This is a genomic window from Bradyrhizobium sp. USDA 4538, from assembly GCF_024171045.1.
Classification (GTDB): Bacteria; Pseudomonadota; Alphaproteobacteria; order Rhizobiales; family Xanthobacteraceae; genus Bradyrhizobium; species Bradyrhizobium australafricanum.
The window spans coordinates 977460-1003037 of the sequence record NZ_JALJZE010000001.1 but is presented as its reverse complement, the minus strand read 5'-3'; the positions used below and the strand labels follow the sequence as shown (position 1 = coordinate 1003037).

Here is a 25578-nt window from a genome sequence, read left to right as displayed (position 1 = left end):
GGCTTAAGAAGAGGGCCTGACATCATGCGTTTTGAACATCCCGCCACCTTCAATCCGATCGACCAGCTCAAGGTGATCGGCCACCCGACCAGCCGGATCGACGGGCCGCTGAAGACCACCGGCACCGCGCCTTACGCCTATGAGCGGCACGACGTCGCGGCCAACCAGGCCTATGGCTACGTGGTCGGTTCGGCGATCGGCAAGGGGCGGATCGGTTCGATCGATCTCGAGGCGGCGAAGGCTGCACCGGGCGTGCTCGCCATCGTCACAGCGGACAACGCCGGCAAGCTCGGCAAGGGCGAGCGCAATGCGGCGCCGCTGCTCGGCGGGCCCGAGATCGCGCATTATCACCAAGCCGTCGCCGTCGTCGTCGCCGGGACCTTCGAGCAGGCGCGGGCCGCGGCGCAGCTGGTCCGGATCGACTACGTCAAGGGCGACGGCAAGTTCGATCTCGCCGCGGAGCGGGACAAGGGCGTCACGCCGCACCCGTCATTCGGCGGCCCGGCCGATACCGCCGTCGGCGATTTCGCCGCCGCCTTCGCTGGTGCGCCCGTACAACTCGATGCCACCTACACCACGCCCGATCAGGGCCACGCGATGATGGAGCCGCATGCTTCGATCGCGGCCTGGGACGGCGACAAGCTCACGGTCTGGACCTCGAACCAGATGATCGCCTGGGGCGCTGAGGATATGGCGAAGACGCTCGGCATCGCCAAGGAGAATGTCCGTCTGGTGTCGCCCTATATCGGCGGCGGCTTCGGCGGCAAGCTGTTCCTGCGCGCCGAGGTGCTGCTCGCCGCGCTCGGCGCCCGCGCGGCCGGCCGTCCGGTCAAGGTCGCGCTGCAACGTCCGCTGATGTTCAACAACACGACGCACCGTCCGGCGACGATCCAGCGCATCCGCATCGGCGCCGAGCGCGACGGCAAGATCACCGCGATCGGCCACGAAAGCTGGTCCGGCAACGTCAAGGACGGCGAACCCGAGATGGCGGTGAGCCAGACGCGGCTGCTTTATGCCGGCGCCAGCCGGATGACGGCGACGCGGCTTGCAGCGCTCGATCTGCCGGAGGGCAATGCGATGCGCGCGCCCGGAGAAGCCTCCGGCATGATGGCGCTCGAGATCGCGATCGACGAGCTCGCCGACAAGCTCGGCATCGACCCGGTCGTGCTGCGCATCAGCAACGACACCCAGGTCGACCCCGAGCATCCGGAGCGGCACTTCTCGCAGCGGCAATTGGTGCAGTGCCTGAGCGATGGCGCGGCGCGGTTCGGCTGGGACAAGCGCAACTCGAAGCCGGGCGAGGTCCGCGACGGACGCTGGCTGGTCGGGATGGGCGTCGCCGCGGCGTTCCGGAACAATCTCGTGACCAAATCGGCGGCCCGCGTTCGTCTGGACCAGAACGGCATCGTGACCGTCGAGACCGACATGACCGACATCGGCACCGGTTCGTACACCATCATCGCGCAGACTGCGGCCGAGATGATGGGCGTGCCGCTCGAGAAGGTCGCGGTGCGGCTCGGCGATTCCGACTTTCCGGTGTCCTGCGGCTCGGGCGGGCAGTGGGGCGGCAACAATTCGACCGCCGGCGTCTATGCCGCCTGTACCAAGCTGCGCGAGGCCATTGCGCAGAAGCTCGGCTTCAATTCCGCGGAGGCGGTGTTTGCCGACGGCGTGGTCCGCTCCGGCAATCGCAGCGTGCCGCTGGCGCAGGCCGCCGGCGGCGGCGACCTCATGGCGGAGGATGCCATCGAATACGGCGATCTCGCGAAAACCTACCAGCAGTCGACCTTCGGCGCGCATTTCGTCGAGGTCGGCGTCGATGCCGACACGGCGGAGATCCGGGTGCGGCGGATGCTTGCGGTCTGCGCGGCGGGCCGCATCCTCAACCCGAAGGCGGCGCGCAGCCAGGTGATCGGCGCGATGACCATGGGTGTCGGGGCGGCGCTGATGGAGGATCTCGTGGTCGACAAGCGGCACGGCCTGTTCATCAATCACGACCTTGCTGCCTATGAGGTGCCGGTCCATGCCGACATCCCGCATCAGGAGATGATCTTCCTCGACGAGACCGATCCGATCTCATCGCCGATGAAGGCCAAGGGCGTCGCCGAGCTCGGCATCTGCGGCGTCGCCGCCGCGGTCGCCAATGCGGTCCACAACGCGACCGGCGTTCGCGTGCGCGACTATCCGATCACGCTCGACAAGCTGCTCTCAGGGATGCCGGAGCCGGCGTAGCGCGGGACGCTTCACCTCGCCCCGCGTGCGGGGAGAGGCATAGGCCGCCGTTGGCGGCCGTTCCCAAGAACGCTGAAGCAGAGCTTCAGCTATGACGCATCGCTAGATGCGTTCCGGGTGAGGGGGAGTCTCCGCGAACACAGCTATCACCGTTTACACGGAGACAGCCCCTCACCCCAACCCTCTCCCCGTGAAGAACGGGAGAGGGAGCACAGCGAAGTCGGGGGGCGCTGTTCTGCCTAAGCGCTCTAACCGCGACCGACGAACGAGCCGATACCCCGGCCGATCGCGGCGCCGTGCTGAAATAGCGCGCCGAGGTGATCGCCGGGCACCGACATCGCAGCGAGGCCGTTTTCCGCGGCGAAGCGCCGCATCGGCGCATGCGGTCCGTCGTCCTGTCCGTTCCACAGCAGCACCGGCACGCGCGAGGACAGCACCGCGTCCTTTGCGCCATCGACCTGGCCGAGCGCATTGAAGCAGGCACGCACTCCGCCTTCGATATCCGGCGTCACCCATTCGGCGAGCTCCGGCACGGTGCGGCGGGCAAAGGTGATGAAGGCGCTGTAGGTCAGCGGGCCGGCATTACCGCGCGGCAGTCCGGTGAGAAAGTCCCAGCCGCCGATTGCCAGCGACGCCAGCCGTGCCGGGAAAAATCGGGCGACGCCGACCGCGACCCAGCCGCCCATCGAGTGTCCCACCACATGGGCGCGCTCGTCGCCGAGATCGTCGATCACGGCGACGATGTCGCCGGCGCGCTGCGCCTGGTTATAAAGCGCCGGATCGGCGGGCTTGTCGCTCAGGCCATGTCCGAGCGAATCGACGCAGACGACACGAAAGCGATCGGCAAGCGCGTCGACCACGCCGCATTGCTTCCAGCTCGCGGCGTCGAGCAAGAGACCGTGCTGAAGCACGATCAGCGGCCCGGATCCCTCGACGGTGTAATGGATACGCTGGCCCCGGTGATTGGCGAATGGCATTGATAGAGTTCCCCACGTTTTACCAGAGGTGAGCGTGGAGGCGCCGGGTTTCAAGACCTCGTTCCGGATCAGGAACCGCATCGCCGATGGCGGGCGGAACCTCGCCTTCAGCCGCCCCACACGGTGGCTTCGCTCCAGCCGAGATCCCTGAAATCGGCTGCCCGGAGCGGGGCTTCGCCGGCGGCGAAGAATTCGTCGAGCTGCGGCGGCTTCACCGTGGTCTCCGAGAGCATCGCATGGGCCTGGCCGCGATGATGGATCTGGTGCTGGAACAGATGCATCAAGAGGCGGTCGCGCCGCTCGGTCTGCACGCTCGTGTCGCGATTGATCTTGACCACATCATCGAGCCGCTCAGCCGTCAGCGCATCGCAGTGCATGATCAGCTGCTGATCGATCGCGCGCTGGGCGTCTTTCAGTGCGGCGACTGACGGGTAGGGCACCTCGTTGGCCCACGCTTTCGGCCCGAGCCAGCCGCCCTCGAGCGCATCAATGTAGAAGAGATCGATGACATGAATGTGGTTCAGCGTCGCCTGCAGGCTCGGGAAGAACCCGGTCCGCGCGGCGGCGAACTCCGCCTGGCTGAGACCGGCGCAGGCCGTGAGCAGGCGGTGATTGGCCCAGGCATTATTGTACGCAAAAGCGCGAAAGGTTTGAACGAGGCCTGCTTGCATATCGGTCCTCACTGGATTGACTGTTTCAGGCAGGTGCACCGGCAGGCCGGCCGACCTGCGACAGTGATCGTGGTGCTTGCGTTGGTGACTTGATCCTCGCATAGCTAATCCATCGTGGTGCACTTCATCCGAAGGCGGCAGCAGATGCAACTGGCAAAGAACGTGATCGACGTCGGCCTTTCCTTCAACGATCTCGAACCGATGCTGCGGTTCTGGCAGCAGGAGGCCGGACTTCGCTTCGATCATGTGCAGCCGATCCGCCGCGGGCAGAAACAGTACCGGCACGACGCGCAAGGTTCGGTCATCAAGCTCAACCATCATGTCGAGCCGCTGCCGGATGTGGCGCCGAGCGGCTATCGCGAGCTGATCATTGCGCGCGCCGGCGTCGACGCACCGCAACGCATGGCCGACCCCGACGGCAACAGCGTTTGCCTCGTCCCGCCCGGACATGACGGCATCGCCCAGATCGGCGTCGTGATGGCGGTGCGCGACCTTGCCGCGCATCGCAGGTTCTACGGCGACATCCTCGACTTCACCGAGCAGACATGGTCTGATGGTCCGGCGTTTCGCCTCGGCGACAGTCTGATCCTGCTCAGGGAAGATCGCGCCGCAACCATCGATCCGGTTCGGGGTGCGCGCGGCTGGCGCTACATCACGCTGCAGGTCGCCGACATCGACGCCGTGCATGACGAGTTGCGCGCCAAGGGCGTGCGGGAAGGCCTTGCGCCGGTGACGCTCGGCGAGGTCGCACGGATCTCCATGATCCTCGATCCCGATGGCAACTGGATCGAACTGTCCCGCCGCGCGTCGATCGTTGGAAGCCTGTCCAACCGCTAGGCAGCAAATTTTCTGGCCGCCCGGGCGGCGCCGATGATATGATTCCGCAAGTGCATCCAATTTGATGATCGCTTTATGCAGTCGATTTTCGGGCCGCGGCGGGTTCATCGATCGATTTTGCCAGCGGCTATCGGCTCGGCTTGCCTGCTGCTGTTCGTCCCCGTCGCAAGCGCCCAACCTCTCGGCGATCCAGCGGTCACGCCCGGCGCGCAACGCGCAGAGCCGGCGCAGACAGAAACATCGCAAACAGAAACGTCTCGTCCGGATAGCAACGCCGGAGTGCGCAACGCTGAGGCCGATCGGTCGGCGTCCGATCAGCAATCGTCATCCGTTCCGTCGCCGGCGCCGACAGCTTTGCGTCCAAAGCTCGATGGGCCGCAGCAGTACTGCAAGGCGTTAGAGGAGGCTGCATTGGAGAACGGCTTGCCGCCGGATTTCTTCGTCCGGCTGATCTGGCAGGAAAGCAATTTCGATCCCAACTCGGTCAGTTCGGCCGGTGCCCAGGGGATCGCCCAGTTCATGCCCGGTACTGCGCGGTGGCGCGGTCTGGCCGACCCGTTCGAGCCATTGCCTGCCTCGCAGGAATCCGCGCGCTGGCTCCGCGAGCTGCGCGCGCAGTTCGGCAATCTCGGCCTTGCGGCGGCCGCCTATAATGGTGGTCCACGGCGCGTTCAGGATTGGTTGGCGGGACGTGGAAGCCTGCCGGGCGAAACGCGCGCCTATGTCAGGATCATCACCGGCAAGTCCGCAGAGGAATGGGCGCAAGGCTCGCTTGAGGATCGGGTCCACACCGATGCGGCCATGGCTTGTGGTGACATCGTGCGCGGCATGCTCGTTCGGGCGCTTCCAGCGGGCCCAAGAGAGTCCGCGACAATCGCGCAGCAAGCTGCGTGGGGGCCCTGGGGACTTCAATTGGCCGGCGGCCCGTCGCAATCGCGCGTACTCGCCGACTACCAGCAACTTCAGAAACGATTTGCATCCGTGCTCGGCGATCGCGCACCGCTCGTTCTGAGATCGCGCATGGCCGGGCCAGGCTCGGCCACCTGGTATCTGCTCCGGGTCGCCGAGACGACCCGTGAGCGAGCTAATCAGCTGTGCGCCCGGTTGGAGGCAGTCGGCGGGCGCTGCCTGGTGTTTCGGAATTAGGTGGCGCACGTTGCAGGTCGCAGCGACCGACGGCGTGATGAGGGCTAATTGGCGACGGAGCCCTCGACCGCAAATGTGTGGTACCTCGCGTATTTCTCGCCGACCGCCCGAACCTGCACGTAGGCCGGATCGTGTCGCCAGGCCCAAAGCGCCTCCATGCTCGGATACATGTAGATGACGACGCGCTTGGGTGGATCTCCATCGACGGCAACGACCTGCGAACCGGTTGCCGCCGCGCCGGCAGCCGCGATCAGCTTGCCGCCATGCGCCTTGATGATCTCCTTCGCCTTCGGGAGATATTCCCTGGCATAACCATCGGGGTCGGTGACCTCGATTTGGCCGATCAGATAGGCGGGCGGCCTGGCTTCGCCATGCAGTGCTTCGGTGCCAAGAGCGCCGATAGCGGTACAACTCAACATGACCAGAGCCATCTTGCCTCCAGAATTCATGTGAGCTTCCTCCGATGCCAGTGCCGATGCCGTAAGCCGCAGTCTGGCAGGACTCTCCACGAGGCTTCGAAATACGTCCAATACATATATTTTCTCGAACCTTATGCTCGAATGGTATAAGCGGGCATGAACCTTCAACAGGCCCTCACATTCTTGACGGTGGCCGAGCTCGGCACGGTCTCAAAAGCCGCTTTGCGGTTGCGTGTCGCCCAACCCGCTCTGTCCAGGCAAATCATCGGTCTCGAACGGGAGCTCGGCTTGCAGCTCTTCGATCGCGTCGGGCGGCGGCTTCTATTGACCGGCGAAGGCGAGCAGTTGATTGCGGGCTGCCGTCTGCTGCTCAACAGCGTCAATTCCTTGAAGGAGCAGGCTCAGCTGCTTCGCCAAGGAGATACCGGGGTCCTAAGGATCGCCGGCTCGCCGCAACACATCGAAAGCGTGCTGTCGGAATTTCTGCACCGGTACGCGGAGCGATATCCCAGGGTCGAGATCAGGATCAGGGAGGGGACGGGCAGCGAGATATTGGCGATGCTCGAGCGCGGCGAAGTTCATCTCGGCCAAAATTTGCTGCACGCCGTCAGACTGAACGAACAGCACTTCGGCAGCCTTCCGCTTGGATCCGTGCAGTTACTGGCTGCTTGTCATCCGTCGATGCCGCTTGGTCCCCGTTGCACAATCGAGATCGCTGACCTCGCCGAACTTCCGTTGCTGCTGCTGGACAGCGGGTTCGGATTTCGCCGTGCTTTCGATGCGGCAAGCCGTATGGCGGGGCTGAAACCGAAGATCATGTTCGAGAGTCGCAGTCCGCACACCTTGCTGGCGCTCGCCGAGGCGGGGCACGGCGTCGCGATCGTTCCCTCCCAGCTTCAGTGCTGGCGCTACGAATTAAGGATTGTCGGTCTCACGCACGGACGCCGCGTGTTGCAGGAGCCGCTCACCATCTCATGGGACAAGCGGCGTCCGTTGCCTCGTTTCGCGACCGATTACTGTGCAATGCTGGCAGCACATATGCGGGAGACGTTTCCGATCACGCGCCCGACGGAACCGGCAGCGGCAAAAGCAAGTGTTCAGACGCACGCCAAGCGAGTTCCACGCAAGGCGAAAAGTTCGGGCGGTTGAATATCGCGATTTGCGTCCGCGTCACCGATCACCGAGTTGCGCGGCGGCGCAAGCCCTTACGCGAAACATGGTTCGGTTTATCGGAACGGCAGCTCGGTGAAGCTCCGCTCGCCCCGATCGACGGCGCTTCCGAGCTTGCCCTAGCGGATTAAGTGTGTATGCTTGCAGCGTTCGATTTGCCGTTGTGCCTTGTTGAATGGTCAAAGCGGCCCTTTTCCAAAGAACATCGTCGGTTGAAGGATGATGCGGAACCAGGCGCGAATTCACGTGCGTCCGCTTTGGAGAAGACAAATGCCTACAGGTACTGTGAAGTGGTTCAACGGCCAGAAGGGCTTCGGTTTCATTCAGCCCGATGATGGCACGAATGACGTGTTCGTTCACATCAGCGCTGTCGAGCGGGCCGGACTTGGCGGTCTCGCCGAGGGCCAGAAGCTGTCGTTCGAACTCAAGGTCGACAAGATGCGTGGCAAGACCAGCGCCGAAGATCTTCGGCTGGCTTGAATCGATCTGTTATTCCACGGATGTACTGGGATGACAGCCGCGGCCCGCTCGATCCTCTGATGGGTTGAGCGGGTCTCGCTGCTTTTCAAAGGGCTCATTCGCTCATGGCCAAGAAGCCGGAAGAACTCTCTGCCGAGCGCCTGGCCAAGGCCCAACGCCAGCGGCTTGCCGCCGAGGCTGGTGCGCAGGCAATCGCTGAAGTCGAGCGCGATGCGATCGCCGTGCGCAAGAACATGGTGCGTCTGCGGGCTCTCCGTGAAGCGCGTGACGCCGAGGCGGCCGCCGCGCAGGCTGGCTCTGCACCCGCTGGCACGGCATCTGTGGCTGCCAAGAGAACCAAACGGGTCAAGCGCATCGTGCGTTAAGCCGCTCAATCACGCACGTCTTCGAGTCCGTCGCTGATACGTTGCTGAAGCGGACCTGTTGTTTCGCGGCCTCGGCCGCCAGTTCAGGCCGCGAAGCCAGGCCGTGGCCCGAACCATTTGGGACGATCGGCTTCCTTCCTGTTCGCCGCCTTCAGTCTGATCCTGATGTAGTCAGTGATATCGCCGGCCGCATCACGCAGATCCTGTTCCGTCAGGCCTTGCTGTCCCGCTATCTCGATGCACCGGCGCGCCAACTCGGCAACGTCCTGCGAGGCACCCGGCGTTCCATATTGCTCGGCAGCGTGGACGCTGTTTTCAATCCAGAAATCAAGGAACTCTCTCGCTTTTGCGGTCATGACTCACCCGGACGGCTCGCGCGCCTCTGTCCTCACCGGCCACATTCCTCGGTCTTCGCAGGAACAATCGAGAGCCGGGGTAAATTACCATGGCGATGACGCGCTATTATTTCGATCTTCGTGATGGCGGCGGCCTGGCGATCGACGAAGAGGGCATGGAGATGTCCAACTTCGGTGCGGTTCAGGAGGAGGCTGCGCGCGCCTTGGCCGACGTAATTCGGGATTCCTTTCGCGGTCACAATTTCCATCAGATTGCCATCGAGGTCCGGGACGGCGACGGGCCCGTGCTTGAGGTGGCTATCGCTTGGCGCAGTTGCCGGCTGGATTCTTGAGCTGGGCTGCGCAGCGCGGCAGCTAGCACCTTGTGATGCCCAGACTGAGACTGACCTGAAACAGCGGGCCTTCGTCCGTCCGGACCTCAAACGCCAGCAGCCTGTGTTTGTCCAAAGGCGGGTTCTCCTTGGCTATGCTGAGCAATGACTGCATCGCTTCGTGCGCGGCAGTTTCCTCGTCGCGTAGCTCGATGCCCTGTTTGTCGGCATAGAGTTGCTCGCCGTTGCGGATATCGAAATAGTAGCGGGTTGCCATCTTCGGCTCCCTTTTGTGGCGGGAGCTGCCCAGGCTCTCAGGTGCCGGCGCTCAATAGTTATCCGGCAGCGCTGTACTCTGCGCTAGTTGGAGCGAATTTGCTACTCGGCAACGATGGAGATTTTGGGGAACCGCTTTTCGCGTTCGCGGTCAAGCCGCCATCGCCGTTCAGCCATGATTTCGGTGTGGCTGAACCGTCGGATATAATTCTCACGATCTGCGATTGCGTCTTGCATAGCCGGGATAAGTGCATAGCTTTGATGGATCGACTGGCCTTGAGCCTTGTAGATCGGTCCCACGGGACCTTTTTCCAAAGACATCGTCGGATGAAAGCGAGGACGCGTGCTTGTAGCACCGCGGCTGAAGCTTCCGCGATGTTGTTCGTCGGCTGCCGTTCCACGGATGTACTGGAATGGCAGTGCGGCCCGCTCTGTCACTGATAGAGCGGGCTCTTGTCTTGTTCATTCAATGTGCGTTGTACCGCGAGAGAGGTGAACCGTTGCAAGTTCTTGTCAGGGACAACAACATCGACCAGGCGCTTCGAGTTCTAAAGAAGAGGTTGCAGCGCGAGGGCGTCTTTAGAGAGATGAAGCGCCGCAGATCGTTCGAAAAGCCATCGGAAAAAAGGGCTCGAGAGAAATCCGAGGCCGTGCGGCGAGCCCGCAAGCTTGCCCGCAAGCAAGCGATACGGGATGGATTGATCGCGGCACCTCCGCGGAAACCCAAATTCCCGGCGTCCAAACCTTCGGCGCCAAGGCAATCACCACAATCGCCACAGCAAGCAGGCGGCACACGGGAGACCTAGCCCGTACCGATCCTGCTGGAAGGATCGTGCAAGATGACGCAGCGATCTTATCGAGGCAACGGATGCCTCCAGGAACGTCTCTCCGATGAGATCTGTCGTCGGCGAGCCGTGGATCGGGATATTCGGTCGAGGAACGACGATCAACGGCGACGTGCGCAGAACCTGGCCGGCACGGCCATCAACGCAATGGCAGATCATTCCGCCAGCCAGTTCGATCAGGCCGCGCGCAAGCGTGACTTGCTCGACGGCCCGGAGGAATTTCGCGCGTTTCGCGCGGATCGCTGACGAAACGTATGATTCGGCGGTAGGCGCAAAACTCGATGCCGTCCCGGGCAAGCGAAGCGCGACCCGGGACCCATAACCACAAGTGCCGATTGGTTTGCAACGCTGGAGCCACAGCTCGTTTCAAAACGGAAGGCTGTGGTTATGGGTCCCTGCTTTCGCAGGGACGACAGTTGTGATGCGGCACGTCATGTGCATCAAACGAGCGAGGAGGGCCTTTGGCGAGCACAGCGCTTTGGGCCCTCTCACCTCGCAATGACGGTGGAAGGTATCTTATCCCGCCAGCACCGCATCCGCGCCGGTCACCGCCTCGGCGCTTTCGGTCACGGTCTTTTCCAGCGACGGCGCCTGCACGGCGATGTTCTCGGCGAAGAAGCGCGCCAGCGCGACATAGCGCTGCGGCTCGGCTTCGCCGTTCGCCTTGGCGGCCAGCGCCTCGCCGGCGAGCATGCAGCCACCGAGCGTTGCGGCGAACAGCCGCAGATAGGGCGTTGCGCCGGCCAGTGCCTCGTTCGGCGCCGAGGCGAGGCGCTCGAGCAGCCATTTGCTGGTGCGCTCCAGCGCGGCGTGCGCGTCGCGCAGCTTGGCGCCCGTGGTGCCGAACGCCGGATCGTTGGAGGTCTCGACCTGCTTGATGACGGCAGCGAGCTCGTCCAGCAGCGCCCAGACCGAGGCGCCGCCACTGGCGCCGAGCTTGCGGGTGACGAGGTCGATCGACTGGATGCCGTTGGTGCCCTCGTAGATCGAGGTGATGCGGGCGTCGCGATAGTGCTGCGCGGCGCCGGTCTCCTCGATGAAGCCCATGCCGCCGTGGATCTGCACGCCGAGATAGGCGACCTCGTTGCCGATGTCGGTGGAGAAGGCCTTGGCGATCGGGGTCAGCAGCGCGCCGCGGGCCGCGGCCTCGGCGCACACCTTGGCGTCCTTGGCGCGCACCGAAACGTCGAGCGCGACCGCGGTGGCGTAGCAGATCGTGCGCGCCGCCGCCGTCATGCTGCGCATCTGCATCAGCATGCGCTTGACGTCGGGATGCACGATGATCGGATCCATCCCGTCGCCCTTGCGACCGATAGCTTTCCCTTGCCTGCGCTCCTGCGCATAGGCCAGCGCCTGCTGATAGGCGCGGTCGGCAATGCCGACGCCTTCGAGGCCGACGCCGAGGCGGGCCTGGTTCATCATCGTGAACATGCAGCGCATGCCCTGGTTTTCCTCGCCGATCAGATAACCGATCGCGCCACCCTTATCGCCCATCGTCATGGTGCAGGTCGGCGATGCGTGCATGCCGAGCTTGTGCTCGACGCCAGAGGCATGGATGTCGTTGCGATCGCCGAGCGAGCCGTCGGCGTTGACCAGAAATTTCGGCACCAGGAACAGCGAGATCCCCTTGGTACCCGAGGGGGCATCGGGCAATCGCGCAAGCACGAAATGCACGATGTTGTCGGTCATGTCGTGCTCGCCATAGGTGATGAAGATCTTGGTGCCCTTGATGCGGTAGGTGCCGTCGGGGGCGCGTTCGGCGCGGGTGCGCAGCGCGCCGACGTCGGAGCCGGCATTGGGCTCGGTGAGCTGCATCGTGCCGGTCCACTCGCCGGTGACCAACTTCTCGAGATAGGTCTTCTTCAGTTCGGCGCTGCCATGGGCATCGAGCGCCTCGATTGCCGACAGCGTCAGCAGCGGGCAGAGGCCGAAGGCGACGTTCGACGCGCTCCAGATCTCGGTGCAGGCGGCGTTGACCGCGAGCGGCAGGCCCTGGCCGCCGAACGCCTCCGGCCCCGACACCGCGTTCCAGCCCGCGGCGGTCCAGCGCTGGTAGGCGTCGGGCCAGCCCGGCGCGGTCGTCACCTTGCCGTTGTCGAGCTTGATGCCGTGCTCGTCGCCGACACGATTCAGCGGCGCCAGCACATCGGAGGCGAACTTGCCGGCTTCTTCCAGCACCGCAGCGGTGATATCGCCGTCGAAATCGCCGTAGTGGCCGGCCTCCACGGCGGCAGCGAGCCCCGCACCGTGATTGAGGGACAGCAGGATATCGTTGATCGGCGCACGGTAGGTCATGGCGTTACTCCCGACGAGGCGTTTGCAAATTGTCATCCCATGAAACCGGCGGCCCCTCAACAGTCCGAACGGACATCGCACGGTCTGTTTCGGCCACTGCGGCGTCGCCTTATAATAAGAGCACCGTCATCATCCTGCGGCTTTCGTGCCTTTTCGATCGCCGCCCTGTTGAAATGGCGGGACTCACCCTATAGACCGACGTGGCCTTCGATCGGCGCGTTGGGGCGTAGCCAAGCGGTAAGGCAGCGGATTTTGATTCCGCCATTCGGAGGTTCGATCCCTCCCGCCCCAGCCAGCAAGCAAGCCGTTGATTTCAAGAGAGGAATCGATTTTTGCCGGCCGGCCCCCGCCGCCATTTCGGGCGGATTGGGCCGGCTGGCTGGAAATCTGTGCCGCTTTGGTTTCCATGGCGGCGGGCGACAAGCCCCGAGTCGCCCGGAGATCCAGGTCAACGGGCGATCGTAATCACGACATAACGACGGATCTGACGTGGCGAATACCAAGAAGGCCCGCGCTGCTGCTGGCGCGAAGAAGAAAAGCAAGGGATCGGCGCGTTCCGGAATCTCGTCTTCCTCACCGCTCGGCATGCTGGCGCTCCATCTTCTCGAGCAATGGAAGAAGTCCGGGCGGGACGGCATCGTTTTCCTTGCGGAAAGCGAGAACAGGGCCGAGCGCCTGGGCAGCGTGCTGTATTCGCTCGATCCCTCGCTCGAGGTGCTGGTGTTCCCGCGGCTGAATACCTTGCCCTTTGACGGGCTGGAGCCGTCACGAGAGATCGCCGGGAGGCGCAGTTCGGTGTTGAGGCGCCTCGCCCGGAGCAAGAAGCCGGTCTTCCTGGTGTCGACGGCGGAGGCGATCATGGAGCGGTTGCCGTTGCCCGCCAGCTCGGCGCGCCTCAGCATCAGCCTGAAGGTGGGGGCGGGCTATTCCGAGCAGGAACTCAAGGATCGTCTGGAAGCTCTGGGATACGATCTCGACGAAGAGGCGGATTATCCCGGCAGCGCTCTGTTCCACGGAATGACGTTCGAGGTATTTCCCGCGGGCGCGCTGGGGCCGTTCAGAATTGAGCATTCCGGTGGCGTGATCCGCAGAATCGCAGGTGTCGATCCGGACGAGCACGACGTCGTGTTCGACGCGGAGGAACTGCACATCGACCCGATGTCCGAACGGATCGCGTTGGGAGGCAAGCGGGCACAGCGGGCGGCGCTGCCGGATTATTGTCAGCGCGCGCACTGGATCGCGGACGCCGGCGTTTCGGGCCACGCCGATAGCTGGCTGAGCACGATCAAGGAGGCGGCCGGCCGCAGGGAGGCGGAGCGCGAGTATCTGGGGCCCGCTGACTGGAAACGGCAGACCAGACGGATGAGCTCGCTGCCCCGAAAGGCAGCTTTCACCGCCACTCCCGACTTCTCGAAGGTCGCCTCGTCGCGGAAAGCTCTTCGCGCATTTGTCGCCGACACCGAGCGCGCCGGATCGCGGCTGCTGTTTGTCGCGGCGGTCGAGGATGACCTGCGCGCGATGGAGCGAATGAGCGGGATCAAGGCGGAGCGCTTCGCAGACTGGAACGAGGCGGCGAAGGGGCGAGGCGGCGAAGGCGCGCTGCTGGCCGACTTCGACACCGGCTTCATCGGCTCAGGGCGCAAGCCGCTCGTCGTCGTGACGGCGACCGACGTGCTCGGCAGCAGGGCGCATCATCTGCAGCCCATGGCCAGAGCCTGGAGTTCGGCTTTCGATCATCCCGACGTGCCGGAGCGCGGCGCGGTCGTCGTGCATCTGCAGCGCGGGCTGGCCGTGCTCGATGGCTTGCAGACCTTCGATATGGGGAAGGGATCATCGCGCGAGATGATCAGGCTGGCATTCGCGGGGGATGATGCCGTCCTCGTTCCGCCGGCCGATCTTGCGCTGATCTGGCCGTATGCCGCGGAGCTCGGCAAGCTGGCATTGGACAGGGCCGATGGCAGTACGTGGTGGACGCGGCGTGGCAAGGCGGAGCGGGAAATCCAGACTGCCGCCAAGGCGCTTGCCAAACACATCGCGCAACGGCGCCGCCGGCGCGCTCCCAAGCTGGTCGCTCCCGGTCCCGCCTATGAGCGGTTCGTCGCGCGCTTTCCGTATTTCACGACCGTCGACCAGACGAAGGCAATTCGCGACGTCCTCGATGATCTGGCGTCCGGTCATCCGATGGATCGGGTCGTCTGCGGCGACGTCGGGTTTGGCAAGACCGAGGTGGCATTGCGCGCGGCGGCGGCCGTTGCGCTGTCGGGCAAGCAGGTCGCCGTCGTCGTGCCGACGACTGTTCTGGCAAGGCAGCACGTTGCAACCTTCCGCAAACGGTTTGCTCCGCTTGGCATCGAAGTGGGAAGCCTGTCGCGGGCGACGTCGGCTCCGGAGATGAAGGAGACCAAGGAGGGCCTGCGAAGCGGCAAGATGAAGGTCGTGGTCGGCACGCAGGCGATCGCATCGAAGGACGTGAGGTTCGCCAAGCTGAGCCTGGTCATTGTCGACGAAGAGCAGCACTTCGGCGCGGCCGAGAAGGCGAAGCTTTCAGGGCTGGCGAAGGGCGCCCATACGCTGTGGATGAGTGCCACGCCGATTCCGCGCACACTTGCGGCGGGCCTTGCGGGATTCAGGGAGCTGAGCGTGATCGCATCCCCGCCCGTTCATCGGCTTCCGGTCGCGACCAAGATCGCTCCGCTCTCGGATGCCGCCATCGCCGCAGCATTGCTGCGCGAGCAGCGACGTCACGGGCAAAGCTTTCTGATCTGTCCGCGCATCCAGGATCTGGATCCGATGCTGGCGCGCGTGCAGTCGATGGCCCCGGAGCTCCGCATCGTCTGCCTGCATGGCAAGCTACCCGTCGACGAAATCGACGATCGAATGATGAGCTTCGTCGAAGGCGAGGCGGACGTCCTCCTGGCGACCAACATCGTGGAAAGCGGTCTCGACATCCCCCGGGCCAACACCATCGTGGTCTGCTGGCCGGAAAAGTTCGGTCTGGCACAGCTCCACCAGCTCAGAGGCCGGGTGGGACGCGGCGGGACACGCGCCTTCGCATACATGCTGACCGAATCCAGTTCGGAACAATCCGGGAGGCGTTTGGCCGTTCTGGAGGAGTTCAGCAGACCGGGCGCCGGTTTTGCGATCAGCGAGCGGGATCTCGACCTCAGAGGCGCCGGGGATCTGCTTTCGGAGCGGCAATCCGGCCACGTGCAGGTTTTCGGTCCGGTGCTCTACAGCCACCTTCTCAAGCAAGCCTCGGAGAAGACCAACGACCGGTCCGCCGATATGTGGGTGCCCGATCTCAACCTTCCGCTCGCGGATTTGCTGCCCAGGAGCTATGTGCAATCGGAATCCGTGCGGCTTGAAATCTATGGCCGTGCCGCGAGGTGCCGGAACGAAGACGATCTGGAGGATCTCGAGGAAGAAACCTCGCGCCGCTTCGGCAGGCTGCCGTCGGCGGGTCGGGACTTCTTCGCCGCGGCGAGGCTCAGGATCGATTGCAAGCGGAGAGGGATCGTGAGGCTCGATGTCGGCCCGGAGGCCGTCGCGGCGACGTTCCTTCCCGGGAAGCTGCCCAAATCCAGAGCACGTTCGCTCCAGCGCGACGGCGATCGCGTGTTCTATTCTGACAACATACACGAGCCGCCTTTCGAGCGGATCGAGGATCTCCTGGACATTCTGGACGAGTGAGCGCGACGCGGCTCCGTCGGAGACGAGCCTTGCGGGTGCGCTGCGCACAGTAGAGATATTTCAGCGCGCTGGGGCTGCGGAGAACAAATCGACCGATTCTGCGCGCTGACATCCCAGTGACATGTAGCATCGTTACTGCACATGCGTGGCAGACCGCCCGCCGTCATTCGGCCTGCTCCGAGCCATCGGAAAGCCCCCTTCCAGGCGCGAGTCGACGGTATTCAGGGCGGGTTATGTTGTTCAAATCTCGGCGTTTTGGGCCGAAATGTTGTGCCCGGATACCGGAATCAGCACTGCCGAAGCCGATTCTGGCTTTCGCTTTCTCAGTAGGACTACGCGTTTTGCACACCGTTCCGCGCGGTGTTGCCCAATCTTGTGCCCGATAGCGGTAACTGAAATATTCGTATTGTATTTCAATGGCTTGCGGAAACGTTGCAATTCAAAAGCCCGTGATATTTGTGCAACATTTGCCCGAAAACAGCCGCAACTCGCCGCAAACCGAGCGGTCTTTTGTTGCGTGATCGGGGGCCTTCTGTCTCATATGGAACTACGACGGAGGGGGGCATCCCGAGGTCGTCCCGTTCTAGGTGGTTCGCTTAAGTCCCTCGCGTTCATGCGGGTGTGTCCGAAGGCGCGAAGCGACTAAGCGGGGATTTTAAGGGACAAAGGGAACCAACCTGAGGGTGTCTTACCCGGCGGATCCGGAACCTTCCCTGAGATAGAGCAACTTGGAGGTTTAACATGAAGATGGTTAAGAGCCTTATCCTCGGCTCGGCGGCGGCTCTCGTCGCGGTCGGCGGAGCTCAGGCGGCCGATCTTCCCGTCAAGGCCAAAGCGGTCGAGTACGTGAAGGTTTGCTCCCTGTATGGTCCCGGATTCTACTACATCCCGGGCACCGATACCTGCATCAAGCTGGGCGGCTACCTGCGCGCAGACGTCGTCATCAACTCGAACTCGGATCACACCGGCAACACCTCGGGTGCCGCTGGCGCAAACAACCGCTTCACCAACGGCTACACCTGGCGTTCTCGTGAAGACCTGAACATCGATACGCGCACCGCGACCGAATACGGCGTGGTCCGCACCTTCTTCGATGCGACCTTCTCCTGGACCTCGGACACCTATGCCGGTCAGGGCAACGGTGCGACCGTTTACTCGCCGATCGGCGCGGTTTCGGCTCCGAACAACGCCAACTCCGGTGCGGTTGCGGCTGGTACGGTCGGCGTCTACTACGCCTTCATCCAGTTCGCCGGCTTCACCATGGGTAAGGCGGTCTCGCAGTTCTCGGCTCCGTGGGCCAACTACCCGGGCAACAGCTTCGACGGTCTCGTCGGCGGCGGCGGCACGATCACTGGTGTGAACCAGTTCACCTACACTGCGCAGTTCGGCAACGGCGTGTCGCTGTCTCTGTCGGCGCAGGATCAGTCGGCTTACTACCAGGCTGGCGTGGTCAACCTCGGTGCGCCCGTCAACTTCGGCGTTCCCGGCAACACCAACGTGTTCGGCATCAGCGACTACGCTGGCACGATCGCTCCGGACCTCGTCGCGATGCTGCGTGTCGACCAGGCCTGGGGTCTGTTCCAGGCATCGTTCGCCGCGCATAACAACCACGTGGCCTACTACGGCGGCACCGAGTTGACCGGTCATCCGGACGACAAGTGGGGCTGGGCTGGTTCGTTGGCCTTGTCGATCAAGAACATCCCGACCGGACCTGGCGACACCATCAACTTGCAGGGTGTCTACACCAACGGTGCGACCCGCTATAACATCCAGGACCTCGCCGGTTCGGCTGGTGGCAACACCATCTTCGGCGGAACCAACGTTCCGGGCGCCTATCAGAGCATCGGCTTCGGCATCGCGCCGGACTCGATCTTCGTGACGGGCGGTCAGCAGCAGCTGATCACGACCTACGGCTTCCGCGGTGCCTACGTGCATAACTGGAACCCGAACTGGAACACCAGCATCTACGGTGCCTGGGCCCAGGTTAACTACAACAGCACGTCCAAGGGTTACATCTGCGGTCCGGCCGGCAACGGCGTAGGCGGCTCGCTGAGCAACTTCTTCGGTGCTGGTTCGGCTCTGACGTCCTGCAACCCCGACTACAGCATCGCGCAGCTCGGCACGCAGACCCAGTGGACTCCGGTGAAGAACCTGACCTTCTCGGCCGACTTCACCTACACCCGTCTGGACCAGGGCTTCTCTGGTACGGTCGCTTTCCCCGGCAGCCCGACGATCGGCAAGCCCGGCGCGATCTACGAGCTGAAGGACCAGAACACCTACACCATGCTGCTCCGCGCTCAGCGCAACTGGTAATACCGGTTGATCTGATTGCGATCTAACAGAGCCCCCGGCGCGAAAGCGCCGGGGGTTTTGCTTTGTCATGCCGGTTCTGGCTCATCACGCGGCGAGCAGCTCGCGCACCATCGGCACCACCTTGCTGCCATAGAGCTCGATGCTCTTCATCAGCTTGTCGTGCGGCAGCGGGCCCGCCGAGTATTTCAGCTGGAAGCGCGCCGCGCCGAGCGCCTTGACGGTCGCCGCGATCTTGCGGGCAACGGTTTCCGGCGCGCCGACATAGAGCGAGCCCTGCTCGGCCTCGGCCACGAACTCGTCGCGGCCCATCGGCGGCCAGCCGCGCTCCTTGCCGATACGGTCGCGCATGACCTTGTAGTCCGGCCACAGCTCCTCGCGTGCCTGGGCGTCGGTCTCGGCGACATAGCCCGGCGAGTGCACGCCGATCGGCTTCGGTTCGCGGCCGAACTGCTGGCAGGCCCGCTGGTGCAGGTCGACATAGGGCGCAAAACGCTTGGGATCGCCGCCGATGATGGCAAGCATCAGCGGCAGATCGTAATGCGCCGCGCGGACCACCGACTCGGGACTGCCGCCGACGCCGATCCAGGTCTTCAGCCGGCCGTGCTCGACCGGCGGATAGACCGACTGGCTCTTGAGCGGTGGCCGCAGCTTGCCCTGCCAGGTCACCGGCTCCTGCTTGAGCAGTTCGGTGAACAGATCGAGCTTCTCCTCGAATAGCTCGTTGTATTGCCTGAGGTCGAAGCCGAACAGCGGGAACGACTCGGTGAAGGAGCCGCGGCCGAGGATCACCTCGGCGCGGCCGTTCGAGACCGCGTCGACCGTGGCGAAACGCTGGAAGACGCGGATCGGATCGTCCGAGCTCAGCACGGTCACCGCCGAGCCGAGGCGGATGTTTTGGGTGCGTGCGGCGATTGCCGCCAGCACGGTCTCGGGCGTGGAGATCGCAAAATCGGCGCGGTGGTGCTCGCCGAGCCCGATGAAATCGATCCCGAGCTCGTCGGCCAGCACCGCTTCGTCGACGACGTTGCGGATCACCTGGGCATGGGGCAGCGGCGTGCCGGCGGCGTCGTTGGTGACGTCGCCAAACGTATCAAGCCCGAATTCGACGGAGGTCGTCATGGTCAGTCCGGTTGTCGGCGTGGCGGAGCATCCGCCACGGGCCACCCATCGCACGCAGGCCGAAAGGTCGGGTTGCTGCGGATCGATCCGCAAGCCTGCGCTGTGGAGCCTTGGGTTGGAGATAACCGGGAGCTATTGCCGATTCAGCGGGCCGGCAAGGTCACGCCGCGAAACGCAGCGTTTCCAGGCCCGATGTCGAGCAGCCCGCGGCAATCAACCCGGGACCACCAGGAAGCCGGCGCGCGGGAAATGCACCACCACCTCGCCGACGCGCTCATCCGACCGGCGGATCGCGATGTGTTGCGCCGACAGCGAGACGATCTCGCCACGCACCGGGATCTTGCCGTAGTCATCCGGCATCACGGCAACGACGTCGCCGGGCTTGCGACCGTTCGGGTCCGTGGGGTCGCCGAACACGGGCGACTCCGGCCGCGCCTTCGCCGCGATCTCGAGCGCGTCGGCCGACGACATCTCGGTGCGCGTGCCGTGGCCGATGGCGCGGACGCGCTCCTCCCATGCCGCAACGCGCGGAAAGGACGTCATGATCTCGTCCATCATGGCGAGGCTCTGTCGCGCGTACCACACGTTCATGTAGGCGCTGACGTCCGCGAGGCTGAACTCGCCGAACAGCCACGGCCGGCCGTCGCCGAGTTGCGCCTCGATCCAGTCGATATTGGCGCGGAACTGGTCGCGCATCTGCGGCAGCGCCGCGGTCATGGCGGCGACGTCGAACTTGCCGCCGCGCAGCTTCTCGCGATCCTCGATGAAATCCCGCGGGACCCTGTCGCCGATGAAGCCGAACACGAGGTTGACCGTGTTCTGGAAGAACGGCCGGTCGGTCCACATGCCGAGCGCCCAGGGCATGCCGGCGTTGCCTGCCGGAAACAGCGTCGGCGTCGGGTAGCGCCGCTCCAGCTCGCGGATGATGATCTGGGTGTCACAATAGATGTCGGCGCCGATCTGCATCGTCGGCGTGCGGCGATAGCCGCCGGTCATCGGCATCAGGTCGGGCCGCGGCATGATCCGCGAGATCCGCACCGAGCTCCAGGCGAGCTTCTTGAATCCGAAGATGATGCGGATCTTCTCGGAGAACGGCGATTGATCGAAATGGTGCAGGATCGGCGTGGGCTGCGACATGGCCTTCTCCCGGGACAGGGTGCGATCTCGACGGACCTTGCCGCATAAGCTGACAAGATTCCGGCCGATCGCAACCTATATTCACGGGCGGGAGGGCGGCGCAGCGCGTTCAGAACTGCTCCGCCCACGGCCGCAGGTCGAGCTCCAGCGTCCAGGCGCTGCGATGCTGGTGATGCAGCACCCAATAGGCGTCGGCGATGGCCGCGATGTTGAGCATGCCGTCCGGCCCGCGCTCATCCTTCAATTGCGGACGCATGCTCAGCAGGCGGTCGCCTTCGATACCGCCATCGACCACGACATGGCCGACATGGATGCCCTGCGGCCCGAATTCCCGCGCCACGCTCTGCGCCAGCGCGCGCAGCGCGGCCTTGGCGGCGGCGAACGGTGAGTAGTTGGCCTTGCCGCGTAGCGAACCGCTGGCGCCGGTGAACACCAGCGTGCCGCCGCCGCGCGCAAGCAGAGCGGGGATCGCGGCCTGTGCCAGCTGGAAGCCGCCGAGCGCGTGTTCGCGCCAGTGCTCCTCGAAGCGCTGCTCACTGACCTTTAGAAACGGTGCCGGCCGGTTGGAGCCTGCATTGTGCACGGCCATCGCGAGCGGTGCGAGCCGCTCGGCCGCCGCGACGAAGCGCGCAACATCGGCCGCCGTGGAGGCGTCGCCGACCACATGCGTGACCGTCGCGCCGCTTGCGGCCAGCTCGGCCGCTGTCGCGGCGAGCTTGTCGGCGTTGCGGCCGGCGATCGCGACGGGATAGCCGCCGGCGGCAAAGCGACGCGCAATCGCGGCGCCGAGGCCGTTCGACGCGCCGACGCCGGCAATCAGCACGCTTCCTTGTACGGCGGTCGGCTCGAGGGCGGATCGGTCGTTCATGGCTTGCTCCATCAAGGTGCCCGCGGCGCGGGCGAAATCATTCGTCGGACGCCATCGCGACGATGCTGTCGCGCACGGTGCGCAGGACGGCATCGGACCGCTTCTGGTCGGTGAGGACGCGCGAGATCGCCAGCGCCCCGACCATCGCACTCACCGCGAGGATCGCGTTGCCGTCGTCTTCGTCGCCGAACGTCTCGGCGACCTTGGCGATGAAGGATTCGATGTGCGGCTCCATCACCGCGCGGCACTGCGCATCGGCGCGGCCGACATCCGAGATCAGCGCGCCGATCGCGCAGCCCGACTTGGGCGAGTCGCGATGGGCGCGGCTCAGATAGCTCCGCGCCAGTGCGTTGATGTTGACCGGCTTGTCGGGACCGCGCGCCGCGTGAGCCGATCCTTCGCCTGCATTCAGCGCCTGTTCCAGTGCCGCGGCGATCAGGTCGGAACGCGAGGCGAAGTGCCCATAGAAACCGCCATGGGTCAGCTTCACCTGCTGCATCAGGCCGCCGATGCTGAGCGCCTCAAGGCCCTTGTCGCGGATCTGCGTTGCAGCCTCGTTCAGAATACGCTCACGGCTCCTGGCCTTGTCGGCCTGGGAATGGCCCATCTCGCCTGGCCCCTGTTTGACTCTCTTTCTGGATTATGACCATCATGCATCTGGATGACAACCATCATCCAGAAATTATCCAGTCACAAAGCAGGGAGGAACTGATGTCCGGCAGCGCGAGCGAAGGGCGGGTCCGCCACGAGCGGCACGACCATATCCTCAAGATCATCATCGACAATCCCGCGAAGAAGAATGCCTTCAGTCCGGAGATGATGGCTGAGCTTTCCGACGCGCTGACGCTGCTCGACAATGACGACGGCCTCTGGGTCGGGGTGCTCTGCGCCGCCGGCGGCAGTTTCACCGCGGGTCTCGACATGCCGAAATTCTTCGGTCCGACGGCGACGCGCAAGCCGCTGCCGGAGGGCAACGTCGACCCGTTCGGATTGTCGAAGCGCTGCCGAAAGCCGATCGTCACGGCGGTGCAGGGTATCGTGTTCACCGTCGGCATCGAGATGATGCTGGCCGGCGATATCGTGATCGCCGCGGACGACAGCCGCTTCTGCCAGATGGAAGCCAAGCGCGGCATCGCGCCGCTGGCGGGCGCGCATTTCCGCTATATCAGCCGCGCCGGGTGGGGCGATGCGATGTATCACCTGTTGCTGTGCGACGAGTTCACCGCCGCCGAGGCGCATCGGATCGGTCTCGTGCAGGAAGTCGTGCCGGCGGGCCAGCAGGTCGAACGTGCAATGGCGCTCGCGGAGATCATCGCGCGCAATGCGCCGCTTGGAATACAGGTGACCAAGGAGGCGGGCCGCAAGTTCATCGAAGCCGGCGAGCAGGCGGCAATTGCGATCATCCCGCAGATCCGCGAACGCGTGCTCAACACATCAGATGCGGCCGAGGGCATCAAGTCCTTCGTGGAGCGCCGCGCCGCTGTGTTTCAAGGACGCTAGTTGCGTTCACGATACGTGCTCGAAGAAGCTGTGACAATGATGTCGCAGCTTCTTGATTTCGATCACGGCAATGGAGCAGCGACTCTTGTCGAGATTCATCGAATCAGGGAGATTCGATCCATTCATTAAATTCTGTTTCGTCCTGCTTTCACTCAAGCGTCCGGTATGGATTCCCATGACAAACGCACGAGTAATAGTTGTCGGAAATAACAAGGGCGGCTCGGGCAAGTCGACAATTGCCATGCACGTCGCCATCGCGCTGATCAAGGCGGGTCAGCGCGTCGCCACCATCGATCTCGATAACAAGCAGAAGTCGCTGACGCACTACGTCGAGAACCGGCGGGATTGGGCGCGGGAAACCTCGCTGGATCTCGGCGTTCCCGCGCATATGTGCTTCGAGACGGTGAGCGGCAGGAGCAGCGAGGTCGAGACGCTCGGGCGCAGCGCGCTTGCCGAGATCGTCGAGCGGCTCGGCCGGTCGCACGATTTCGTCGTCATCGACTGTCCCGGCCATGACACCTATCTGACGACGTTCACGCATTCGCTGGCGAACACGTTGATCACGCCGCTCAACGACAGCTTCCTCGATTTCGACGTGCTCGGCACCGTCGATCCGAACGAGTTCAAGGTGACCGGCATCAGCCACTATTCGAAGATGGTGGAGGAGGCGCGGCGCCAGCGCAGCGCACACGATCAGCCGGCATTCGAGTGGGTGGTGCTGCGCAACCGCCTCTCCACGCTCGGGTCACGCAACAAGCGCTTGGTCGGCGAAGCCTTGAGCGAATTGTCCAAGACGCTGAATTTCCGTCTGGTCGATGGCCTGGCCGAACGCGTGATCTTCCGCGAATTCTACCCGCGCGGACTGACGGCGATCGACGACGTCAGCCAGCTCGCACTCGGTAGCCGGCCGACCATGTCGCATGTCACCGCGCGGCTCGAGATGGAGCGGCTGATGACTGCCATCATGCTCGGCCATCTGGTGGCGCGCCCGCCGGAATCCTCCGACGCCGGCCGCGACGCGGCGTAAGGCGACGTCGGGCCGCTACCGGCAATTGGCGTTGCCGGCGTCGGCGACGATCAGGAACGTGATCGTTCTGGGTGCAAAGACGATCGTTCCGGCGACAGCCGCTACGCTGTTGAGAGCGGGGATACTGTCAGAGGTCCCGAGCAAGAGCGTCGCGCCATTGAGCTGAACGTTGCCGTCGGCAGGCTTTTCGCTCGCGAGCGTGTAACGTTGCGAGGCGGCTGAGAGCGTGAGCTTGTGCCGCATCCGCCGGTCGTTGTTGATGACGAGTATGGCTATTCCATCGGGCATGTCGCGCGCGCAATGCGCATAGACATGGAAGCCGTGACGCTCCGCGATACCGGCATCGAGCACGGTGGTGCCCATCAACCGCCGCCACAGCAGCGCAGCCCAATAGTTCGGCCGCGGCAGATGAGTTCGCTCGTCCAGCAGCCCGTAGTCGCTCGCCGCAAGCGTGTTGTGCATCACCACCTGGACGCCGGCCTTGGCCAGCCGTCCGAGTTGATCGAGGTAACGGAACGTGTCGGTGAAGGTTGCGGCCAGGCGATTGCCGCCGCATGCGGTCTCGGCCGTCTCGGTCAGCCAGATCGGCTTGCCCGGCGCAAGCTGGTCGCGCAGCGTCTCGTAGAGGGCGAGGCTCTCGCCGGTTCGCGCCAGCCATTCGTCCGACAATGCATGCCTTGCCCTGCGATCACCGCCGCATCGCGCCGACAGCGCGCCATAATGATGATAAGAGACCGCGTCGACGCCGGCTGCCGATGCGGCGAAAAGCGCTTGGGCCTCAGCGCCGGTGCCCATCGTGCCGGGGCCGAGGATCGTCACGTCGGGCGCGGTGTCCTTCATGAAGGCGCGGAACGCTGCAAAATCCCGGCCGTAGGCCGCAGCATCGTAGCGGTCAGGGGCGCTGCCGATGGCCGGCAGATCGGGCTCATTCATGAACTCGGCTGCGGCGATACGCCCGCCTGCGGATCGCGTGAAAGCGAGAAGTTGCCGGGCCTGCTCGGGGCTCCATTGCCCCGCGGCGTCACGCGCGCCCGCGCTGATCGCAAAGGACGTGACGATCGGAGCGTCGACGGCGCGCGAGAACTCGATCACGTCCCGCCACTGCCGTCGCGTCAGCACGCCGTTGAAGCCGGCCGGCGGTGCAGCCGGTGGCGTCTCGGAATCCGCAAAGAACGTGCTGTTGGCCCAGGTGCCGCTGACGCGCAGATAGACGGGTGAGAGGGCTGCGGCGAGCTTGCGAAGCCTGCCATCGTGCAGGTCGATCGGAGCGCGAGCTGCGAACCGCTCTGTCTCTGCACGCCGACGCGTGGCGGCGGTTGCATAAGGCTTCCAGAACCTTCCGCCGGTCACCTCAACCATCTCGATGTTGTAGGACTGAAAGCGCGGGTCGATGGTCGCGACGCGCGGCAGGGTCGCGACATTCAGGGCAAGCTCTGCCGTGGCCGCCTTCGTATGCGCGAAGGTTGCCACGGCCGAGACGGCGACGAGGCATCGAAGCGGATAAGCCCAGCGGTCGCGCACGGGTCCTCGCGGCGTTCCGGATT

At 64.3% G+C, this 25578-nt stretch carries 26 protein-coding genes and 1 tRNA gene; 14 read left to right on the top strand and 13 right to left on the bottom strand.

The annotated features are described in order from the left end of the window. The first annotated feature begins 24 nt into the window (after window positions 1-24). Window positions 25-2232, top strand: a complete 2208-nt coding sequence (paoC, locus tag J2R78_RS04350; protein WP_253603107.1) for an aldehyde oxidoreductase molybdenum-binding subunit PaoC — start codon at window positions 25-27, stop codon at window positions 2230-2232. A gap of 248 nt (window positions 2233-2480) precedes the next feature. Here paoC and J2R78_RS04345 read toward each other — a convergent pair whose 3' ends face one another. Both J2R78_RS04345 and J2R78_RS04340 read right to left on the bottom strand, forming a co-directional pair. Beyond that, window positions 2481-3209, bottom strand: a complete 729-nt coding sequence (locus tag J2R78_RS04345) for an alpha/beta fold hydrolase (protein ID WP_253603106.1) — start codon at window positions 3207-3209, stop codon at window positions 2481-2483. Between the two features lie 107 nt (window positions 3210-3316). Beyond that, window positions 3317-3880 carry a DinB family protein gene (locus J2R78_RS04340; RefSeq protein ID WP_253603104.1) on the bottom strand — a complete coding sequence of 188 codons (564 nt, stop codon included), beginning with the start codon at window positions 3878-3880 and terminating at the stop codon, window positions 3317-3319. A gap of 144 nt (window positions 3881-4024) precedes the next feature. Here J2R78_RS04340 and J2R78_RS04335 point away from each other — a divergent pair, with 144 nt between their 5' ends. Both J2R78_RS04335 and J2R78_RS04330 read left to right on the top strand, forming a co-directional pair. Then, window positions 4025-4717 carry a VOC family protein gene (locus tag J2R78_RS04335; protein WP_253603102.1) on the top strand — a complete coding sequence of 231 codons (693 nt, stop codon included), beginning with the start codon at window positions 4025-4027 and terminating at the stop codon, window positions 4715-4717. Window positions 4718-4792: 75 nt separating this feature from the next. Beyond that, window positions 4793-5863 (top strand): lytic transglycosylase domain-containing protein, encoded by a 1071-nt coding sequence (locus tag J2R78_RS04330; protein ID WP_253603100.1) that lies wholly within the window; start codon window positions 4793-4795, stop codon window positions 5861-5863. 44 nt (window positions 5864-5907) lie between these two features. Here J2R78_RS04330 and J2R78_RS04325 read toward each other — a convergent pair whose 3' ends face one another. Next, on the bottom strand, window positions 5908-6294 hold the full coding sequence (locus J2R78_RS04325) for a DUF1330 domain-containing protein (protein ID WP_225161630.1): 387 nt from the start codon (window positions 6292-6294) through the stop codon (window positions 5908-5910). A 144-nt stretch (window positions 6295-6438) separates the two neighbouring features. On the opposite strand from J2R78_RS04325, the gene J2R78_RS04320 reads away from it, so the two are divergent. The 3 genes from J2R78_RS04320 to J2R78_RS04310 all read left to right on the top strand — a co-directional run bounded on the left by J2R78_RS04320 (window position 6439) and on the right by J2R78_RS04310 (window position 8297). After that, entirely contained in the window at window positions 6439-7431 is a 993-nt protein-coding gene (locus tag J2R78_RS04320; protein WP_253603098.1) for a LysR family transcriptional regulator, read from the top strand. Between the two features lie 291 nt (window positions 7432-7722). Continuing rightward, complete coding sequence (locus J2R78_RS04315; RefSeq protein WP_028339489.1) at window positions 7723-7932, top strand: cold-shock protein; 210 nt, start codon at window positions 7723-7725, stop codon at window positions 7930-7932. Window positions 7933-8036: 104 nt separating this feature from the next. Beyond that, complete coding sequence (locus tag J2R78_RS04310) at window positions 8037-8297, top strand: hypothetical protein (protein WP_057015228.1); 261 nt, start codon at window positions 8037-8039, stop codon at window positions 8295-8297. Window positions 8298-8380: 83 nt separating this feature from the next. Here the strand turns inward: J2R78_RS04310 and J2R78_RS04305 are convergent, their stop codons facing one another. Then, complete coding sequence (locus J2R78_RS04305) at window positions 8381-8653, bottom strand: hypothetical protein (RefSeq protein WP_253603096.1); 273 nt, start codon at window positions 8651-8653, stop codon at window positions 8381-8383. A gap of 89 nt (window positions 8654-8742) precedes the next feature. Here J2R78_RS04305 and J2R78_RS04300 point away from each other — a divergent pair, with 89 nt between their 5' ends. Continuing rightward, a complete protein-coding gene (locus J2R78_RS04300; protein ID WP_253603095.1) occupies window positions 8743-8985 on the top strand; it encodes a DUF6894 family protein in 243 nt (80 codons plus the stop codon). 22 nt (window positions 8986-9007) lie between these two features. On the opposite strand, the gene J2R78_RS04295 is transcribed toward J2R78_RS04300, so the two are convergent. Both J2R78_RS04295 and J2R78_RS04290 read right to left on the bottom strand, forming a co-directional pair. Then, window positions 9008-9241: a DUF6894 family protein gene (locus tag J2R78_RS04295; protein WP_253603093.1), complete on the bottom strand. Its 234-nt coding sequence runs from the start codon at window positions 9239-9241 to the stop codon at window positions 9008-9010. 101 nt (window positions 9242-9342) lie between these two features. Beyond that, window positions 9343-9540, bottom strand: coding sequence for a hypothetical protein (locus J2R78_RS04290; protein WP_253603092.1), 198 nt, complete (start codon window positions 9538-9540; stop codon window positions 9343-9345). A 200-nt stretch (window positions 9541-9740) separates the two neighbouring features. On the opposite strand from J2R78_RS04290, the gene rpsU reads away from it, so the two are divergent. Beyond that, window positions 9741-10046, top strand: a complete 306-nt coding sequence (gene rpsU / locus J2R78_RS04285) for a 30S ribosomal protein S21 (protein WP_075968627.1) — start codon at window positions 9741-9743, stop codon at window positions 10044-10046. A 33-nt stretch (window positions 10047-10079) separates the two neighbouring features. Continuing rightward, a complete protein-coding gene (locus J2R78_RS04280; RefSeq protein ID WP_253603090.1) occupies window positions 10080-10331 on the top strand; it encodes a hypothetical protein in 252 nt (83 codons plus the stop codon). Between the two features lie 270 nt (window positions 10332-10601). Here the strand turns inward: J2R78_RS04280 and J2R78_RS04275 are convergent, their stop codons facing one another. Next, window positions 10602-12380: an acyl-CoA dehydrogenase gene (locus J2R78_RS04275; protein ID WP_253603088.1), complete on the bottom strand. Its 1779-nt coding sequence runs from the start codon at window positions 12378-12380 to the stop codon at window positions 10602-10604. Window positions 12381-12600: 220 nt separating this feature from the next. On the opposite strand from J2R78_RS04275, the gene J2R78_RS04270 reads away from it, so the two are divergent. The 3 genes from J2R78_RS04270 to J2R78_RS04260 all read left to right on the top strand — a co-directional run bounded on the left by J2R78_RS04270 (window position 12601) and on the right by J2R78_RS04260 (window position 18383). Then, window positions 12601-12675: transfer RNA gene (locus J2R78_RS04270), tRNA-Gln, on the top strand. 290 nt (window positions 12676-12965) lie between these two features. Next, window positions 12966-16070, top strand: a complete 3105-nt coding sequence (locus J2R78_RS04265) for a DEAD/DEAH box helicase (RefSeq protein WP_253609755.1) — start codon at window positions 12966-12968, stop codon at window positions 16068-16070. Between the two features lie 741 nt (window positions 16071-16811). After that, a complete protein-coding gene (locus tag J2R78_RS04260) occupies window positions 16812-18383 on the top strand; it encodes a porin (RefSeq protein ID WP_253603086.1) in 1572 nt (523 codons plus the stop codon). Between the two features lie 84 nt (window positions 18384-18467). Here J2R78_RS04260 and J2R78_RS04255 read toward each other — a convergent pair whose 3' ends face one another. The 4 genes from J2R78_RS04255 to J2R78_RS04240 all read right to left on the bottom strand — a co-directional run bounded on the left by J2R78_RS04255 (window position 18468) and on the right by J2R78_RS04240 (window position 22114). After that, window positions 18468-19502, bottom strand: a complete 1035-nt coding sequence (locus J2R78_RS04255; RefSeq protein WP_253603084.1) for an LLM class flavin-dependent oxidoreductase — start codon at window positions 19500-19502, stop codon at window positions 18468-18470. 213 nt (window positions 19503-19715) lie between these two features. Continuing rightward, window positions 19716-20639, bottom strand: coding sequence for a glutathione S-transferase family protein (locus J2R78_RS04250; protein WP_253603082.1), 924 nt, complete (start codon window positions 20637-20639; stop codon window positions 19716-19718). Window positions 20640-20748: 109 nt separating this feature from the next. Then, window positions 20749-21507, bottom strand: coding sequence for an SDR family NAD(P)-dependent oxidoreductase (locus J2R78_RS04245; RefSeq protein ID WP_225643526.1), 759 nt, complete (start codon window positions 21505-21507; stop codon window positions 20749-20751). A 37-nt stretch (window positions 21508-21544) separates the two neighbouring features. After that, complete coding sequence (locus J2R78_RS04240) at window positions 21545-22114, bottom strand: TetR/AcrR family transcriptional regulator (RefSeq protein WP_253603080.1); 570 nt, start codon at window positions 22112-22114, stop codon at window positions 21545-21547. Between the two features lie 104 nt (window positions 22115-22218). Here J2R78_RS04240 and J2R78_RS04235 point away from each other — a divergent pair, with 104 nt between their 5' ends. Continuing rightward, window positions 22219-23007, top strand: coding sequence for a crotonase/enoyl-CoA hydratase family protein (locus J2R78_RS04235; RefSeq protein WP_076824401.1), 789 nt, complete (start codon window positions 22219-22221; stop codon window positions 23005-23007). A 6-nt stretch (window positions 23008-23013) separates the two neighbouring features. Here the strand turns inward: J2R78_RS04235 and J2R78_RS04230 are convergent, their stop codons facing one another. After that, window positions 23014-23250 (bottom strand): hypothetical protein, encoded by a 237-nt coding sequence (locus J2R78_RS04230; protein ID WP_253603078.1) that lies wholly within the window; start codon window positions 23248-23250, stop codon window positions 23014-23016. On the opposite strand from J2R78_RS04230, the gene J2R78_RS04225 reads away from it, so the two are divergent. Next, a complete protein-coding gene (locus tag J2R78_RS04225; protein ID WP_253603076.1) occupies window positions 23249-24034 on the top strand; it encodes a division plane positioning ATPase MipZ in 786 nt (261 codons plus the stop codon). The two genes, J2R78_RS04230 and J2R78_RS04225, sit on opposite strands and share 2 nt — an antisense overlap. Window positions 24035-24049: 15 nt before the next feature. Here the strand turns inward: J2R78_RS04225 and J2R78_RS04220 are convergent, their stop codons facing one another. Next, complete coding sequence (locus J2R78_RS04220) at window positions 24050-25555, bottom strand: hypothetical protein (protein ID WP_253603074.1); 1506 nt, start codon at window positions 25553-25555, stop codon at window positions 24050-24052. Window positions 25556-25578 lie beyond the last annotated feature (23 nt).